Here is a 17,590-nt window from a genome sequence, read left to right on the forward strand (position 1 = left end):
TTGAAGTACTTCCTCGGGGACAACGAGAACGCGATAAAAACACAGATATATTGCGCCTTGATCGTGAACCTCTTGCTCACGGTTGTTCAAAAGCGGTTGAAACGGCGCTGGGCATTCTCGAACCTGGTATCATTTTGCAGGATACACCTGTTCAATTACTTGCATTTGATGAGATTTTTAGAAAATCCGGAACGAGACTGGCAACGGGATGACAAGAATTTAGGGATGCTCACCCTTTTCAGGGGGGCTTACTTTTGAGAATAATAGAAAACTAAAAAAACATGTCTGATAATATGACGGTTGGAAGTCAAGCAAAATTAAAATCAGTTTTTATCGGACGGCAATGGTTTAAATTTGATTTCTCTTGCTTTTTTTGTTTATTTTGTATTTCATTTTGTGAAAATTTGCAAAATAAATGAGAAAGGAAAACATCGCATCCATCTACAACCGTTACGTGGACGATCTGTACACGTATGGCCTCTATCTCGGTTTCGAGAAAGAGGTGGTCATGGATGCCATTCACGATGTGTTTTGTAAGTTTGCATCCTGCGAAAAGAGAGCAGAAGATGTCTTAAATATCAAATTCTACCTTTTCAAATCACTGAAAAATAGAATATACGATATTTATAAAGCGCAAAAAAAATATATTGGATTATCAACCATTGACGCGCAGGATGCGCCTTTCAATATCCAGGTTACCATCGAGGACCGGCTTATCGACAAAGAAGAGCAGCAACAGATAAAAGACCAGCTCTCGGAAATGCTTGACAGCCTTACCGAACGTCAACGTGAAGTGGTTTACCTACGTTACGTTCAGGAATACGATTATGCACAAATCTCCGAATTGCTGAACATCAGTATCCACGGATGCCGGAAACTTCTCTCAAAAGCCATGCAAAACCTACGTGAAAAGTACGGTGCACTCGTTTTCCTTTTTCTCTTTTCTTAACGCGAAAGTGTTAAAATTATAGGATTTTTCAAAAACAAGGGGATAAATTTTTCCCGTAGTCGTCTATTTAATGAACGCGCTTCTAACTGGTTGAAGTCGCATGAAATGAATTTACGATGCCAAATTATACACGATATACCGATTTTCTAAAAGACAAGCAGTTCATCCGCTGGCAATTAGCGCCGGATGAGGAGCTGGAAGCACATTGGGAAGGCTTTATCAAACAAAACCCGGAGTTAAAAATTGCCTTACAGCAAGCCATTGACTACCTTAAAACAACCGGACTGAACAAAAGCACCTTAAACGAGGATGAACGTATACGTTTGTTGAATGAAATTCAATCCACCGTCGAACGATCGTTGAAAAGAATAAAAAGCCGCCGGCTTATTCAACTCTCTGTTGCTTCCTGCGCAGCTATTACCTTACTTATTATTGGATTAAACCACTTTGTTTTCCAAGAAAAGGGAACCCTGTTTTCACCGGAACAAGAACTCATTGTTGGAAGTCTGTTAAACGATAAAGATATTCAGCTGATTACGGAAGAAGATTCGTTGTTGTTTCAAAACGATGTGCAAGTGGAGTTCGATGAAAGCGGAAAAGCAAAAATTACACAGGGAAACAATGGAGGAAAAACCGCAGAATTAACTGGGAGCAAACAAAATACACTAATCGTCCCATACGGAAAACGCTCCACGCTCACTCTTTCTGACGGAAGTAAAGTGTGGCTCAATTCCGGTTCCGCATTGGAGTTTCCTGCACAATTTACCGGAAACAACCGTGAGGTCCGGCTGGCATCGGGTGAGATGTACATCGAGGTGGCACCCGACGGTAAAAAGCCTTTTCACGTACGTACCTCCGATTTTGACGTAAAGGTTTACGGCACCAAGTTCAATATCTCCGCTTATGCCGATTCCCCACGATCGGTAGTGTTGGTGGAAGGCAAAGTGAGTCTGAAACCCATAAATAAAAAGGAAACTTTCTTATCGCCCAGCGAACAGGCTGTTTATTCAGATAACGGAACCTTCAACACGCAAAAAGTAGATGTAAATCAGTTTATCAGCTGGAAAAATGGTTACCTGGAATTCGATAAAACCCCTATGACAGAAGTACTGAAACAGATCGGAAGATACTACAACCTCTCTTTTGACTTCGATAACGATGTGAACCTACAGAAGCGGACCTGTACCGGGAAAATCTACCTGTCGGAAAACCTGGATAACGTCATGACCACAATAGGGCTTCTTTCCTCAACAAAATATATAAAAGACAACAACCAAATATTTATAATTAATGAACCTAATTAAATTTAGTGCCTATGAACAAGGATAGATAAAAGTAACAAAAAAGCCGAACGATACTGGGAATACCGTCCGGCCAAATTGAATTTAATTACCTGGATTATTAATAATTAAAATCGTACAAAGATATGAATAAACATTCAATTGAGGGAAGGAAGCCCCTCAATAATTTTCAACATTGTCTAAAAATCATGAGAATAACCTTGTCTTTCTTATTTTTCTGCATACTGTTCTCCTCAGCGTCAAACAGTTATTCTCAGAAATTTACCATCAAATCAAAAACGGCTTCTATAAAAGAAGTGTGTAAGGAGATTGAAAAGGGAAGTGATTATGTTTTCATTTTCTCGGATAACTGTGAGAAGCTGATTGACAAGCAAGTAAACGTTGAAGCTAACTCAAAAGATGTGACGGAAGTTCTGAATACAGTATTATCCAGCACAGGGCTCACGTATAAAATATTGGATAAACAAATTGTTGTCTATAAATCCACAGAATCTGCTCCGTCTGTAGCTGTTGAACAACCGGACATCAATATTATTCAACAACCGGCTAAAAAGCAAATAACCGGTAAAGTCGTAGATGCACAAGGAGATGCCATAATTGGAGCAAACATTATTGAAACCGGGACAACCAATGGAACCGTTACCGATATAGATGGAAAATTTTCGCTTAGTGTGGGAGACAATGCTACTATTCGAATTTCGTATATCGGATATTTAGAACAAACTATAGCTACTGTCGGACAATCTACTTTTAATATTACACTTTTAGAAGATGCTAAGTCGTTAAATGAGGTTATTGTAGTGGGATATGGTGTTCAGAAAAAAATCAACTTAACAGGATCAGTTGCCTCAGTTAATGAGGATGAGATCTCAAACAGACCGGTTGCAAGAGCATCAGAAGTACTACAAGGTCTTGTGCCGGGGCTAACAATAGCGTACCCTCGAGGTGGTGATCCGGATGCAAAACTAAATTGGCAAATTAGAGGACAAGGTTCTCCATATATTTTAGTTGATGGAATCCCTATGGATGTTAACAGTGTTAACCCAAATGATATTGAGAGTGTAACTGTATTAAAAGATGCATCTAGTGCTGCTATTTATGGGGGATCTGCAGCTTATGGTGTTGTACTTATTACTACAAAATCGGGAAAGCTCGATACAGGAACTAGCATTACTTATTCAAACAATATAGCATTCTCTAAGCCCACAACGTTACCCAAAATGATGAATAGTCTAGAGTATGCAAACTGGTGGAATACAATTACAGAGAATTCGGGAGCAGCACCTATGTTTTCTCCTGTAGTTATTGAGAGAATTAAAGCTTATTTAGAAGATCCTGAAAATGCACCTTCAACATATCCCGATAGTAGTAATCCTACAAGGTGGGGAAGGATGGATCAAGCAAATGCTAATACCGATTGGTATCAAGTATATTTTAAAGATTGGGCTGTTCACCAACAACATAATATTTCTTTAAGAGGTGGAACAACAAAGTCAGGTTATTTTTTATCAGCAGGTCTCTACGACAATAAAGGTCAAATGGCTTATGGTGATGATTCATATAAACGTTTTACAGTCTCCGGTTCTTTTACTTATGATATAAAAGATTGGTTGCGAATTGGATTTAAACCTAAGTTTTCTCGTGCGATAACTGATTGGCCACACGACGGATATGGAGGAGATGGTTTAGGAAGACAAGTGCTATTTCATGATTTAGCTAGAAGGTGGATTACTGATCCTGTTACAACTCCTGATGGACAATGGGGTGAAATGTCGAGAATAGCAATTTATGAGAGTGGGGCAAGAGATAAAAATACAGATGAGAATCTATATTTAACTTATGAGGCTGAGATAAAACCAATGAAAAACTGGAATATCATAGGTAACTATACTTATGGTAAAAGGTCTTTCGATCGATTGAATCATCAACCGGTAGTTTATCTAAACGACCTTAATGGTGTGCCCTTTATAATTTATGACCTTGTTCCTCCTAATCAGGTTCATAAAGAATTTAGAAGCGATAACTTCCAAAAAATTGATTTATATTCAACTTATGAGTATCAAGTAGAGAATCACAACTTTAAAGTAATGGTAGGTCATAACAGACAATCAGGACGCAATAATTATTTGTACTCAAAGAAGCAAAATCTAGTTACAGATGAAGTTCCATCGCTTTCAACTGCTACAGGTCGTATAGTTTCAAATGATGAAATTACACAATTTGCTACTATGGGTTACTTTGGTAGAATAAATTATAACTTTTCAGAGAAATATTTATTAGAGCTAAATGCAAGATATGATGGTTCTTATAAGTATAAGAAAGAAGATAGATGGGGATTTTTCCCTTCAATTTCTGCAGGATATAGAATCTCAGAAGAGTCGTTTTTCGAACCATTAAAAAACTTTATTCCACTTTTAACAGTAAGGGCATCGTATGGAGAATTGGGTGATCAAGCAGGTGCTGCATACTCATATTTGAGCATTATGAATGTAACTCCCGAAATTAATTATATAATTGGAGATAATCGTCCCAGTACAGTTTCAATCCCCAATATTTTAAGTGATAACCTAACTTGGGAAACATTAACTACTAAGAATATAGGTATCGACGCTGTTCTATTTCAGAATAGACTATTTACATATTTTGATCTTTATGAAAGAAAACGTTCTGATATAATCTCTTCCGGAATGCCTCTACCATCATTACTAGGTACATCTGCACCTTCTATAAATTATGATGTACACAAAACTAAAGGGTGGGAACTAACAATTAATTGGATTGAAAGAGTAAACTCTGATTTTAATTATAGTATTGGTTTAAATATATCAGATTATGTTACTAAAGTAGTTAAAACTAATAACCCTAATGGTCTTTTATCCTTGGACTACGTAGGTAAAACACTTGGAGAAATATGGGGCTATAAAACTGAAGGTTTATTTCAATCTGAACAAGAGATCGCAAGCGCACCAAATCAAAACGAAATTTTTGGAACATGGTATCCGGGAGATGTGCGTTATTCTGATTTAGATAATGATGGTAAAATTAGCGCTGGTAATAATACTCTTCAGAATCCGGGAGATAGAACAATTATTGGTAACTCCTTACCACGTTATTTGTACAACATAAAAACTGAAGTTAACTGGAAAAATATTAATTTCTCAATGTTGTGGAGTGGTATCGGTAAACGAGATAGATGGTTTTCAAATTACACATTTTGGGGTGTAGGTGATCTATGGCATCATTCTGCATTCAAAGAACATCTTGATTATTGGAGTCCTGAAAATCCAGACGCTTATTTTCCCAGACCGGCATATCAACCAAATAAAAATCGTCAGGTATCCGACAGGTATCTACAAAAGACAAACTTCATCAGGTTGAAGAATATTCAGTTAGGATATAGTTTAGATAAAGATCTGTTGAAAAGCTTAAAAGTGTTCTCTGATGTGACTATTTATTTAAGTGGTGAAAACATGGTTACATTCTCAAATCTCTTTGATTATTTTGATCCTGAAGCATTATCAGGACAATTTGGAGAAGGTAAAGTTCATCCACTTCCAAAGCAAATTTCGGTTGGTTTAAATGTTACACTTTAAAAAATTTGAGAAATGAAACTAATCAAACACATTATAATATTTCTCGCTATTTCTTTTTTCTTATCTTGTAACGATAGCGATTATTTACTAAGAACTCCTGAAACGAATATCACAGAACCTTCGTTCTGGAAAACAACTAATGATTTAAAGATTTTTGTAAATCAATTTTATAATACACTCCCAAAAATTGGTGGTTATGACCAAGGATTGTATGATGATGATGGTAGAAGCGACAATATGATTTATGAAAATTACGATATTAGGCTAGCTGGTTTAACTACTATCCCAAATACCGGAAGTGTTTTAAATTACAGTAATATAAGGAGTGTTAATTATTTTCTGGAAAAAGGAAGTCAGTTAGACATATTAGATATAGAAAAAGATCAAGCTAATGCTTACTTAGGTGAAGGTTATTTTTTTAGAGCATGGTATTATTTTGACCTGCTTTTAAAATATGGTGGAGTACCCTGGATAGACAAAGTATTAACAACCTCTTCTCCGGAACTTTTTTCTCCAAGAGAAGATAGAAGCGTGATTGTCGATTATATCCTCAAAGACTTAGACACAGCAATAAGTTACTTAAGACCGGCAGTAGATGCAGAGACTGATAGATTAAGCAAGGAGGTAGCCTTGGCATTAAAATCGCGTGTTGCTCTATTTGAAGGTACTTGGGAAAAGTATCATAATAATACTCCATTTGCAGCAAAAACTTCAAATTCACAAAAATATTTGCAAATAGCATTGGAGGCATCAAACGATATTATTGTTGGCAAATATGGAAAAATATATTCTATACATACAACAGGAGATCCAGATCAGGATTACTTTAATCTGTTTAATCAAGACGACTTATCATCCAATAGCGAAATTATTTTTTGGGCTAAGTATCGTTTTGAGTTAGGAACCGGTCACAACCTCCAACGATATACAGGTATAACATATCCGCATCCAACCAAATCATTAATTGATAGTTATTTATGCGTAAATGGTCACCCTATTTCAAACAGCAATGGGCTTTATCAAGGAGATGATTTACCATTCGATATATATGAAAATCGTGATCCTAGATTAAAACAAATTACTTTCGTTAAAGGTGATCCTAGAACAATTGAGGGTAATGACACACTTGTTACCTTTGAGAAAGGTACCATTCATTTATCTGGAAATCTACGTTCTCCAACCGGATTTAATTTTAAGAAAGGGTTGACTCCCAACAACAACTCCGGATGCCAACAAGTAGACTTCACTTCAAATACTGCAATTATTTATTTTAGGTATGCCGAAATCCTTTTAAACTATGTTGAAGCAAAAGCAGAATTGGGAACATTGACTCAAGCCGATGTAGATTTAACAATCAACAAAATTAGAGATAGAGTAAATATGGCACATTTAAACATAAGCAATATCGTGAATGATCCTAACTGGGATTTTCCAGAACTTTCGCCTGTAATGAATGAAATCAGACGTGAACGCAGGAACGAGTTGGCATGTGAAGGATTTAGACTTAATGATATCTTAAGGTGGAGGGCACACCATTTAATTAGTGGACAAAAGCCGTTGGGAATAAAATTCGATCAGAGCATGTATCCAGAATTAACCCCAGGGGTAAATATTCATCTTTCTTCCGATGGTTATGTTGATCCTTACGCTATAAGTCTACCTAATGGTTGGGGGTTTAAACCAGATAGAGATTATTTATTACCTCTTAGTAAAGAGGAACTGACATTAAATCCAAATCTAGTGCAAAATCCTGGATGGATAGAATAATAAGCTTTAGAAAAATAGAATCCGTTAATTTAATAAATAAACAAAAATGAATATAAAAACTATATTATTACTGATTTCTATAATACTTGTAACACTTGTTAGTTGTAATAGCAACGAGCAGTCTGTTCAGAGCAATATCTCTTACAGAGGGGTAGTATTATACCCTAATGATATTGTGTCGATAGGAAGTAGTAGACTTGTTCAAATAATGTCTGATGCCAATCTGAATCTTTTAGGTATTCATGCTCAACACCGAGTAGAGAATCTTGCTGCACTTAGAGAATTTATAGAAAGTGATCAAGGTAAAGTTTTACTTGAAGAATGCAAAAATAATAATATATCTGTAGAGTATGAAGTACATGCGTTAGAGGAACTTTTACCTAGAGACCTATTTACTGAGCATCCTGACTATTTTAGAGTAGACAACGAAGGAATAAGAGTCAATGACTTTAATATGTGCTTTTCATCTCAAGGCGCATACAATGAGATAGAAAAAAACCTGTTAGAAATAACGAAATGGTTAAAACCAACCACTAATCGTTACTTCTTCTGGACAGACGATGTTAAAGACGCTTTTTGTAACTGTGAATTATGTAGTGAATATACCGAAAGCGAACAAGCTTTAATGTATGAAAATAAGCTATTAGAAATGCTTCAAAAAGTCAACACAGAAGCAACAGTAGCTCATTTGGCATATCATAATACACTCAAAGCACCAAGATCTGTAACACCAAAAGAAGGTGTCTTTCTTGAATATGCTCCTATCTCCAGAAATTATTCAGAACCTCTAACTGCCGAACATAAAAGATATCTAAAAGAAAATTTGGAGGTTTTCCCTATAAATACAGCGCACCTTTTAGAATATTGGTTAGATGTTTCTATGTTTTCAGGATGGAAAAAGGATAATTGGACAGAAATTCCGTGGAATAAGGATTATTATAAGAGAGATATCGATTATTACAAAAGCTTAGGGATAACTTCTATTACCTCATTTGCGACGTGGATGATACATCAGCAGTATTTTGATCTTTATGGTGAAGATAAGGCAATTGAAATACTGAATACATACGGTAATATTTTACAGTAAAATTATTTGAATTGATTATATTGTATTTATAAGATCTTATAAATACAATATAATTAATTTTAATGATTATCCGCAATAGTTCCTATTGTAAATTCTTGATTTGAAATCAGGCGCACACGATACGGCGGCTATCAACAGCCTGTCAAACTGGTTCTCGCCGAAGTAACGCCTGTTGAACTTGTAACAGAACTGATTGAGGTAGTACTGTAAATACTCGGGTTTTACCTTGTAATACACGCCCAGGAGCTGTCGTTTGGCATTGCTGATCGCGGTGTGTACCCAAGGCAGCACGTTAGGCAATTCCTCGTGTGGAACAACGGATGCCGTGTGTGAATGGACATGTTCTTTCAATTTAGTGTAAGAAGTTGAATCATCGGTGGTCAGATCCGCCGTGCTTTCAACATGCTCTTTGACATTCTTTGTAATTGTATCGGCTTTCAAGTCGTTGATGACTTTCATCTTCAGGTATCTGGCCTTCTTGGGTTTTTTACCCGGTTTGGGGTTTTCAACCGTTTTGCTTTCAGCCATCACCAGGACCTTGGTCTTTTTTTGGCTTCCACGGCCGCGTTTCAACGGTTTCTCCTTCTCTTCAACGGATATCTCGGTGGAAAAGAAGGCGTCGTCCAGCTCGATGGCGCCCTCGAGCGTGTACTTGTCGTCACGCTTGCCCATCACGTCACGCAGTTTATTGACCATTTCCCATATGGGCTGGTAACGCTTGTGCCCCAGCTGTCGCTGTATCTCGGCGGCGGAAAAGGAGCCCTTGGTAGCCGTGAGCAGGTGCATGGCCACGAACCAGTAACGGTATGGCAGGTTGGAATGCTGCATGACCGTGCCCGAACGCAGCGTCTGGCGCGCTTGGCAACGCTTGCATTCGTAAGCCTGCTTGTTTTCCAGCCAATAATGCTCCTTACAATTACAACGACGGCAGGTAACTCCCATTTGGTCTCTTTGTTGTTTGAATTTTTCCCGACAGGTTTCCTCATCGGGGTAATTTATAGCAAAATCCAGGATATTCATAGCTTGAAATATTACATGTGTTCAGAATGTAAATATAATGAATATCTGTGATTTGTGTAAGCATTTGCGAACTTATTTATAACTATTTTTCCGCTAAATTCTTTAGGAATAACTGCGGATATACATTTTAATTTTTTTTACAACAATCCCAATTGAAGGTATACACACTATTTAAATCAATAATAGTGTTGCTTTCAAACATATTAAGAACAATCTTATGATAAAAAAAAGATATTTAGGGTTTGCTGAATAATTGGCATTTGTGTTGTATATCAGTAAATTAGTTGGTAAAAAATTTGCATAACTGCAAGAAATTGAGTATTTTTACTTCATAAACCTTGCATTTTATGATACGATACAAGAGCTCCAGGCAGCTTTCAATTTCAGAGTTCAAGATGCCCTTTGAGGCAAAACTGGATGAGAATAACCGGTGGGTTATTCTTTCAAAAATAGTTCCCTGGGAAGAGTTCGCCCGGCTTTATTACAAGAACTTCAAAAGCAACCGGGGTGCCCCCACCAAAGATGCCAGGCTTGTGCTGGGAGTAATCATCATCAAGCACATCATGAAGAGTGACGACCGTGGAGTAATAGAGATGATACAGGAGAACCCCTACATGCAGTATTTTCTTGGTCTCGAAGCTTTCACCTATGAACAGGTGATGACACCGTCACTGCTGGTCTCCATCAGAAAGCGAATCGACCTTGATGTCTTTGAATCATTGACGGACGACTTGATAAGAAAAGGGTTGAAGCTAAAAGCCGGGGCAAATCAAGAAGTGGTTGACAAGGATGCGAAGGATGAAGAAGATGATAATGATGACGATCCCGATCCGCATCCCGGGAACAAGGGGAAGCTCCAAATGGATGCAACGGTCTGTGATGCGGATATCAAGTATCCCACCGATCTGGATCTGCTGAACGAGAGCCGCCAGAAGGCAGAAGAGCTGATCGATGAGTTGTGTTTGAAACTGGGTATTAAAGATAAACCCCGTACATACAGAAGGGTTGCACGCAAGGATTTTTTGAATGTGTCGAAAATGAAGAGAAAACCAGCCAACGTGTTACGAAAAGCGATACGCAAGCAGATCAACTACCTGAAACGGGATGTGCGGACTATCAACGGGATACTGGACACCATAAAGGATAAACCGATTCCCTTCGACCGGCGGCAACTAAAGTATTTTTTTGTCATCCAGCATCTGCTGGAACAACAGGAGACGATGTATAAGAAGAAGAGCCATCAAGTAGAAGATCGCATAGTGAACATTCATCAGCCACATGTTCGCCCCATCGTCCGTGGTAAAGCCAAGGCCAAGACGGAGTTTGGCGCCAAGATCAACATCAGCCTGCTGGATGGCTATGCCAGGGTAGATCATTTCCACTGGGATGCGTTCAATGAGGGGCAGGATCTTCAGTCACAGGTTGAACGCTTCAGGAAGCTGACAGGGAAGTATCCGGAGCTGGTTCAGGTGGACAAGATATATCTTACCCGGGAGAACAGACGGTTCTTGAAAGAGAAAAGAATCCGCTACACCGGGGAACCACTGGGACGAAAGCCGGCAAAAGAGATCAAGAGCAGATACCAAAAACGTAAAGAGCGACGAGAGACGGCGGAACGCAACCAGGTTGAAGGGAAGTTTGGACAGGGCAAGCGTGGATATGGTTTAAATGATATCCGGGCCAGACTCTCCTCGACGTCAAGGAGTTGGATAGGGGCTATCATTTTTGTGATGAATCTGATCCGGCATATGAGGGATATTCCCTTACCTTATTTTGTCTCGTTACTACAGAAGTTAATGATAGTGAGAAATATAAACATTTATCCACTCGGGCCACAAATGAAATTGTGTGCCTGATTGGGAATTAATAAGCAGACCCTATTTAGTTCTCTCTGTTTTAGTTACTACTTTACTCGTTTCATGCAGCAACAATGATGGATATCAGAACAATGATGGATATCAGATGATAGGCGTAGTGTTAAGCGTTCATGATTTGGAGACAGTTGATTGGCCTAAATTGGCTGCTGAAAGTGGAATCAATACAATTGGGACACATGTTTTTCCTAACCAAGTAAGAGATTTTATAAAATCAGATAAAGGGCAAAAATTTTTGACGGATTGCAAGAAGTATGGTATTGATGTTGAACATCAGCTTCACTCTATGACCGATCTTTTGCCTCGTGAACTTTTTGCCGAGGACTCTACAATGTTCAGAATGAATATTGAGGGTCTTCGAATCGCAGATTTTAACTGTTGCGTTCACTCTGAAAAGGCATTGGATATTATCACTAATAATGCTGTGGAGATAGCAAAGACCCTAGTACCCACAAACCACCGTTACTACTTTTGGTGTGATGACAATGCTGCTGGTTGCGAGTGTAGTGAATGTGCTGAATACTCCGAAAGCGAACAGGCTCTAATTATCGAAAATCATATCATAAAGGCTTTACGTGCCAGAATTGACTCTAAAGCTAAGTTAGCTCACCTTGCATACCAAGGTACTTTGAAAGCTCCCGTGAAGATTGTTCCTGAAGATGGTATCTTCCTCGAGTTTGCTCCCGTATACCGTAATTGGACTGTCTCTTTGGCCGATCGTGATGCTGTATGCACAGGCAATTTGGATATGACAAACGGTCAAAATCTTGATTACTTAGCAGAGAATCTCAAGGTATTTGATGCTACCGAAGCGGTTATTTTAGAGTATTGGCTAGATGTATCGCTTCAAAATGCTTACACGAAGCCTGCAAAAAAGGTTGTTTGGGATAAGAATGTGTTCTCAAAAGATATTGACATATACGCAAACTATGGCATTCGTAATATAACTACTTTCGCAGTATATATGGATGATGCCTATTTTAAAGCTTATCATGACACTACTTCGTTGAAAGAGTATGCAAAGATTCTAAGCGAGTACTGTCCTCCCAAATAATAAAAAAGAGTATGAAGAAAATAATATTTTTATCTCTTGCTTCTATATCTACCTTTTCAGATCTGGTTAGTGATGCGAACGATAATTTTCCCGTTGATCTGTCAAATAATTCTCTTGTCAGACGATTTTTAAAGAAAAAGAGATGTATGAAACCCAGTATTTTTACGTTGTTAACAGTCTGCTTATTGGTGTCTGCATGTAGTATAAAAGATAAATTTTTGATAGTTCCTGTTGCTAAAAACATCAAGGTGGATGGTGAGAGTGAGGACTGGTGTGTTGAGCCTCTTATCGGTCCATTGATTGAGTGTTGGAAGCATCTTACCGATGATACAAAACTTTATTTGGCTCATGACTTTGACTGGCTCTATTTCGCGTTTGATGTTGCCGATACAGAGATAACATATAATAACGATTCTGAGGAGTCATCTGTAAATGTGAGCGACCGTGTAGAACTCTTCTTTGCGCAGGATACTAAGCTAGAGAAAATGTATTATTGTATTGAAATCGATCCACAAGGCAAGGTGATGGACTATAGTGCCCTACACTATCGTCAATTTGATTACAAATGGGATCTGCAGGCAATGAAAATAGCTACACGTATTGATAATGATCAATACTTTGTCGAGGGTGCTATCTCGCTAGATCAAATACGCAAATTGGGTTTACTTTCTTCTGATGGCAAGCTTATTATGGGCTTTTACCGCGGCGACTTCGCATCTTCCGAAGATACAAATCCTAACTGGTGGTCTTGGATAGACCCTAAGACCAACGATCCCGATTTTCATGTATGCACATCATTTGGATCCTTGTATTTGAGTAGCAAATAGAAATTTAAGCATAAGTGGAATTACTAACTTAGCCGGGACACAGAGTTAAGCATAAACGCTTATTTTTGTGTAATATGAGAAAACAAAGAACCCATTTTGACAAGGCATTCAAAGAGAATGCGGTCAAACTCAGTTTAGAACGCAAGAATATTTCCGAGCTTGCACAGGAATTGGGTATTGCCCCCTTTCTTTTATATCGTTGGCGGAAAGAATACCAGCAGAAAGGAGAAGCCAGTTTCCCCGGACACGGTGTCCAGTCATTAAGTGAAGATACCAAAAGGATTGCTGAACTGGAAAAACGCCTTGGCGAGGCTGAAACGGAGCGGGACATATTAAAAAAAGCTTTGAGCATCATCTCCAAGAGAGATCGTTGATCTATCTCTTTATAAAGGAATATAACTCGAAACAATGGACGGTCGAGGTGATGTGCAGAGTACTGAAAGTCCCCAGGAGCAGTTATTACCGCTGGCTTAAAGATCCGGAGGGCCAACGTAAGCGCAAATATATGGAGCTGGACGAAAAGATCAGGGATGCATATTTTGCAGCCAGGGGACGCAATGGAAGCCCCCGGCTGGCAAAGGATTTGCAGGTATCCGGAACTCCTGTCTCGAGAACCACTGTAGCAAGCCACATGAGGAAAATGGGCTTGCGCAGCAAACTCTCGAGACGATTCAAAGTGACGACGGATGCCTCTCACAACTATAAGGTTGCTCCAAATCTGTTGAATCGCGAATTTAATCAGAATGAGCCTGTGAAAGCGTGTGTCTCTGACCTGACGTATATTCCGTGTAAGGATGGATTTCTTTATCTGACCTGTGTGCTGGATCTTTTTGACCGCAAACTGATCGGATGGTCCATAAGCGATCATATGAATGCATCCCATACCGTAGTTCCGGCCATCAGGATGGCCAATAGGAACAGACCTTTTGGAGAAGGAATGATATTTCATTCTGACCGGGGCATACAATATGCTTGCAAACAGACTGTCAATCTGTTGAAATCCTTGAAGCTGGAACAAAGTATGAGTGGAAAGGGAAATTGTTGGGATAATGCCGTGGCTGAAAGCTTTTTCAAAACTTTCAAATCTGAATTGGTCTATGGTACCAAACTCAAAACAAGAGAGCAAATGCGCTTGTATGTATTTGAATATATTGAATCCTGGTATAATCATAAAAGAAGATTCTCAGCATTGGGAAACTTAACCATTGATGAATTTTGGAATCAGTATAATATTAAAAAAGATTCAATTAAAAATGTCGCTTAACTTTTTGTCTCAATTAAGTTTGCAAGTCCATTTTGTAAATTTGAGATATAAATCTTGCAGAAAATTATGCTGGCAAAGCAACAAGATCGGTCACAACACTCATTGTTCTTTTCACTTGAAAGCACATTGAATCATAAGCACCCGCTATTCATTCTAGCCAATAAAATTGATTGGGAGATGTTTGAAAGAGAGTCCTCACCCCTGTATTGTCCCGATAACGGACGTCCGGCGAAACCCATTCGCCTAATGGTGGGTTTGTTGATCCTGAAACGTGTTTACGATCTCTCTGACGAAAGCATGGTGAAACAACGAAGTGAAAACAACTACTATCAATACTTTTGTGGGGAACAGGAGTTTCAACCCCGGGTACCTTGTGAAGCATCCGAGCTGGTTCATTTCCGTCATCGCATCGGCAAAAAGGGTGTTGAGCTGATCTTAAGGGAGAGCATTCGCATCAATGGTAAAGTTTCGAACGATACGGACGTCTACATCGATACCACTGTCCAGGAGAAGAGCATCACCTTTCCCACGGATGATAAACTGGCAAAGAAGATTATCAAGAGGTGCTGGAAGATAGCCGACAGAAATGGTTTGAAATTGCGCCAGAGTTACAGGCGAATCCTAAAAATCTTTCCTACGACCAACGCTTCCGCAATCACCCACGAAACAAGGGTAAAGCCAGGAAAGCGAATAAGAAGGGGCGTCCCATAGCCGGACGGCTCGTACGCGACGTGGAAAGGAAACTGGGCGCCAAGGTTAATGTGCAATGCATCAGCAAGGAGAAAGAGCATAAACTGTACGAGTTTGAAAACAAGGTATCCATCACACGAACCGGTACCGGTGTAATTGCAGGTGCCTTGAGTTTTAGAAATGAATTTGACGGGCACACATTGGACAAGGCTATTGAACAAGTGGAGAAGTTGACGGAAAGAAAACTCCGAAACGGTATCTTCGAAAGGGGTTACCGTGGAAGAAGTAAAGTCAGGGATACACTCATCCACATCCCCAAATCCTTTAAGAAAGCATTGAGTACGTATCGAAAGAATAAAGAGAGAAAGTACTTCCGCAAGTGTGCAAGCATTGATCCGGTAATCGGACACCTGAAAGAAGATCACCGTGATGCTCGCAGTCTCCGGTTGCAACTTCAAAAGGATGATAAACAAGTGGAAATCATCTTTCTGTTTTTTTTTGGAAAAATATTTTTGTTTCTGGACAGAAAACTTACCCCAATCAGGAGCGGTATAATTTTACAAACCAAAGAAAGTTGGGCTTTTTAAGGCTCGACGAATTAACTCAAATTTGAGCTACTAAAATAAAATAAATATGTCAATTTCACGCAGAATTTTTTTAAAAACAGCTGCAATTACAACAGCTGGTATCACAATTGCACCCAATACCATATTGGGTAAATCACACGGCCATCTGGCTCCCAGCGATAAAATAAACATCGCTGGAATCGGCGTTGGCGGTGTAGGGCGCCGTAACCTGGCAAATATGAAAACAGAGAACATCGTGGCATTGTGCGATGTAGACTGGAAATATGCAGCGAAGACGTTTAGCGATTACCCAAAAGCGCAACGTTTTAAAGACTGGCGGCAAATGTTTGATAAGATGGGTAAATCCATAGACGCCATTATGGTTGCCACTCCCGATCACACTCATGCAGGAGTTGCAGCACATGCAATTACCCTGGGTAAACACACCTATGTGCAGAAGCCATTAGCTCATAGTGTATATGAATCTCGCTTGCTTACCAAACTTGCTAAGAAATATAAAGTAGCAACGCAAATGGGGAATCAGGGTAATTCTTTTGATTGGTGTAGACAGATAGCTGAATGGGTGCAATCCGGAATAATCGGGGATGTTTATGAAGTTCACACATGGACTGACAGGCCCATATGGCCTCAAGGCTTATCCGAACCAAAAGGTGGACCAGCTATCCCTGCGGATCTGGATTGGGATTTATTCATCGGACCTGCTCAAAAACGGCCATACAATCCAGCCTATACACCCTGGAACTGGAGAGGGTTCTGGGATTTTGGAACCGGCGCATTGGGGGATATGGCCTGTCACATTATGGACCCTTTGTATTGGGCGCTGGATTTAAAATATCCCACAAGCGTATCAGCGAGTTCAACATTGTCAAACCTGTATTCTCCTCCACAAGCCCAGGTCGTCACTTATAAATTCCCTGCACGCCCACCAAAAGAAAAGGTAAATATGCCAGAACTAAAAGTATATTGGTACGACGGAGGATTGTTACCCGACCGCCCCTCGGAATTGAAAGACGGAGAGATGATGGGGGATGAGAATGGCGGAATCATTCTGATCGGGACAAAAGGAAAAATTATGACCGGATGCTATGGTATGAATCCAACGTTATTACCAACTTCAAAAATGGCTGATTTCACACAACCTGAACCTACCATTCCAAGGGTAAAAGGAGGTAACGGCAACATCTGGGCAACAAATGCCCACGAACAAGACTGGATAAGGGCTTGCAAAGAATCTCCTTCAAGCAGGAGAGAATCTTCCTCAAACTTCCAGTTTTCAGGACCGTTTAATGAAATGGTAGTAATGGGTGTGCTGGCTACACGTCTTTCGGGATTGCAAGGATTGCATCGCGAACTGCAATGGGACGGTGAGAACATGAGATTCTCCAATATTTCACCAAACGATAAAATTAAAATTGTTACGGTTGATGAATATGCAGTAATTGATGGTGATCCGAAATTTGATAGAAGGTTTGCAGAATTTAATGCATTAGATATGGCAAATGAGTGGATAAAACACACCTATCATAACGGCTTTTCGTTACCGGCAATGCCAAATAGTTAAGATAATAAATCAATGC

Annotated in this window: 14 protein-coding genes; 13 read left to right on the forward strand and 1 reads right to left on the reverse strand. The window is 39.3% G+C overall.

Going from position 1 to position 17,590, the window contains the following annotated elements; genetic code table 11:
* The 6 genes from ING2E5A_RS15615 (at nucleotide 1) to ING2E5A_RS12220 (ending at nucleotide 8,697) form a co-directional block, all read left to right on the forward strand.
* A complete protein-coding gene (locus tag ING2E5A_RS15615; RefSeq protein ID WP_197678503.1) occupies nucleotides 1-258 on the forward strand; it encodes a hypothetical protein in 258 nt (85 codons plus the stop codon).
* Nucleotides 259-415: 157 nt separating this feature from the next.
* Entirely contained in the window at nucleotides 416-949 is a 534-nt protein-coding gene (locus ING2E5A_RS12200; RefSeq protein WP_071137637.1) for an RNA polymerase sigma factor, read from the forward strand.
* A 116-nt stretch (nucleotides 950-1,065) separates the two neighbouring features.
* The gene (locus ING2E5A_RS12205) at nucleotides 1,066-2,253 is read left to right on the forward strand and encodes a FecR family protein (protein WP_071137638.1); all 1,188 of its coding nucleotides are present in this window, start codon (nucleotides 1,066-1,068) and stop codon (nucleotides 2,251-2,253) included.
* A gap of 122 nt (nucleotides 2,254-2,375) precedes the next feature.
* Nucleotides 2,376-5,843 (forward strand): SusC/RagA family TonB-linked outer membrane protein, encoded by a 3,468-nt coding sequence (locus ING2E5A_RS12210; protein ID WP_083373333.1) that lies wholly within the window; start codon nucleotides 2,376-2,378, stop codon nucleotides 5,841-5,843.
* Nucleotides 5,844-5,855: 12 nt separating this feature from the next.
* A complete protein-coding gene (locus ING2E5A_RS12215) occupies nucleotides 5,856-7,610 on the forward strand; it encodes a RagB/SusD family nutrient uptake outer membrane protein (protein ID WP_071137640.1) in 1,755 nt (584 codons plus the stop codon).
* A gap of 46 nt (nucleotides 7,611-7,656) precedes the next feature.
* A complete protein-coding gene (locus tag ING2E5A_RS12220) occupies nucleotides 7,657-8,697 on the forward strand; it encodes a DUF4838 domain-containing protein (protein ID WP_083373334.1) in 1,041 nt (346 codons plus the stop codon).
* Between the two features lie 66 nt (nucleotides 8,698-8,763).
* Here ING2E5A_RS12220 and ING2E5A_RS12225 read toward each other — a convergent pair whose 3' ends face one another.
* Complete coding sequence (locus ING2E5A_RS12225) at nucleotides 8,764-9,717, reverse strand: IS1595 family transposase (RefSeq protein WP_071137180.1); 954 nt, start codon at nucleotides 9,715-9,717, stop codon at nucleotides 8,764-8,766.
* 347 nt (nucleotides 9,718-10,064) lie between these two features.
* Here ING2E5A_RS12225 and ING2E5A_RS12230 point away from each other — a divergent pair, with 347 nt between their 5' ends.
* The 7 genes from ING2E5A_RS12230 (at nucleotide 10,065) to ING2E5A_RS12265 (ending at nucleotide 17,574) form a co-directional block, all read left to right on the forward strand.
* Complete coding sequence (locus tag ING2E5A_RS12230; protein ID WP_071135755.1) at nucleotides 10,065-11,573, forward strand: IS5 family transposase; 1,509 nt, start codon at nucleotides 10,065-10,067, stop codon at nucleotides 11,571-11,573.
* Nucleotides 11,566-12,645: a DUF4838 domain-containing protein gene (locus tag ING2E5A_RS12235; RefSeq protein WP_071137642.1), complete on the forward strand. Its 1,080-nt coding sequence runs from the start codon at nucleotides 11,566-11,568 to the stop codon at nucleotides 12,643-12,645. Before ING2E5A_RS12230 ends, ING2E5A_RS12235 begins: the two co-directional genes overlap by 8 nt.
* Before the next feature lie 11 nt (nucleotides 12,646-12,656).
* Nucleotides 12,657-13,472 (forward strand): DOMON domain-containing protein, encoded by an 816-nt coding sequence (locus tag ING2E5A_RS12240; RefSeq protein ID WP_083373335.1) that lies wholly within the window; start codon nucleotides 12,657-12,659, stop codon nucleotides 13,470-13,472.
* A gap of 74 nt (nucleotides 13,473-13,546) precedes the next feature.
* On the forward strand, nucleotides 13,547-13,846 hold the full coding sequence (locus ING2E5A_RS12245) for a transposase (RefSeq protein ID WP_071135911.1): 300 nt from the start codon (nucleotides 13,547-13,549) through the stop codon (nucleotides 13,844-13,846).
* Nucleotides 13,843-14,736 carry an IS3 family transposase gene (locus tag ING2E5A_RS12250; RefSeq protein WP_071137644.1) on the forward strand — a complete coding sequence of 298 codons (894 nt, stop codon included), beginning with the start codon at nucleotides 13,843-13,845 and terminating at the stop codon, nucleotides 14,734-14,736. Before ING2E5A_RS12245 ends, ING2E5A_RS12250 begins: the two co-directional genes overlap by 4 nt.
* A gap of 177 nt (nucleotides 14,737-14,913) precedes the next feature.
* On the forward strand, nucleotides 14,914-15,447 hold the full coding sequence (locus ING2E5A_RS15400; protein ID WP_161942021.1) for a transposase: 534 nt from the start codon (nucleotides 14,914-14,916) through the stop codon (nucleotides 15,445-15,447).
* Nucleotides 15,448-16,059: 612 nt separating this feature from the next.
* Complete coding sequence (locus ING2E5A_RS12265; RefSeq protein ID WP_071137647.1) at nucleotides 16,060-17,574, forward strand: Gfo/Idh/MocA family protein; 1,515 nt, start codon at nucleotides 16,060-16,062, stop codon at nucleotides 17,572-17,574.
* The last annotated feature ends 16 nt before the right edge of the window (nucleotides 17,575-17,590 follow it).

Source organism: Petrimonas mucosa, from assembly GCF_900095795.1.
Classification (GTDB): Bacteria; Bacteroidota; Bacteroidia; order Bacteroidales; family Dysgonomonadaceae; genus Petrimonas; species Petrimonas mucosa.

Bases quoted from the DNA above. Each gene is read 5' to 3' on its own strand.
- ING2E5A_RS12200 (WP_071137637.1), top strand. From the start codon at position 416: ATGAGAAAGGAAAACATCGCATCCATCTACAACCGTTACGTGGACGAT.
- ING2E5A_RS12205 (WP_071137638.1), top strand. From the start codon at position 1,066: ATGCCAAATTATACACGATATACCGATTTTCTAAAAGACAAGCAGTTC.
- ING2E5A_RS12210 (WP_083373333.1), top strand. From the start codon at position 2,376: ATGAATAAACATTCAATTGAGGGAAGGAAGCCCCTCAATAATTTTCAA.
- ING2E5A_RS12215 (WP_071137640.1), top strand. From the start codon at position 5,856: ATGAAACTAATCAAACACATTATAATATTTCTCGCTATTTCTTTTTTC.
- ING2E5A_RS12220 (WP_083373334.1), top strand. From the start codon at position 7,657: ATGAATATAAAAACTATATTATTACTGATTTCTATAATACTTGTAACA.
- ING2E5A_RS12225 (WP_071137180.1), bottom strand. From the start codon at position 9,717: ATGAATATCCTGGATTTTGCTATAAATTACCCCGATGAGGAAACCTGT.
- ING2E5A_RS12230 (WP_071135755.1), top strand. From the start codon at position 10,065: ATGATACGATACAAGAGCTCCAGGCAGCTTTCAATTTCAGAGTTCAAG.
- ING2E5A_RS12240 (WP_083373335.1), top strand. From the start codon at position 12,657: ATGAAGAAAATAATATTTTTATCTCTTGCTTCTATATCTACCTTTTCA.
- ING2E5A_RS12245 (WP_071135911.1), top strand. From the start codon at position 13,547: ATGAGAAAACAAAGAACCCATTTTGACAAGGCATTCAAAGAGAATGCG.
- ING2E5A_RS15400 (WP_161942021.1), top strand. From the start codon at position 14,914: ATGTTTGAAAGAGAGTCCTCACCCCTGTATTGTCCCGATAACGGACGT.
- ING2E5A_RS12265 (WP_071137647.1), top strand. From the start codon at position 16,060: ATGTCAATTTCACGCAGAATTTTTTTAAAAACAGCTGCAATTACAACA.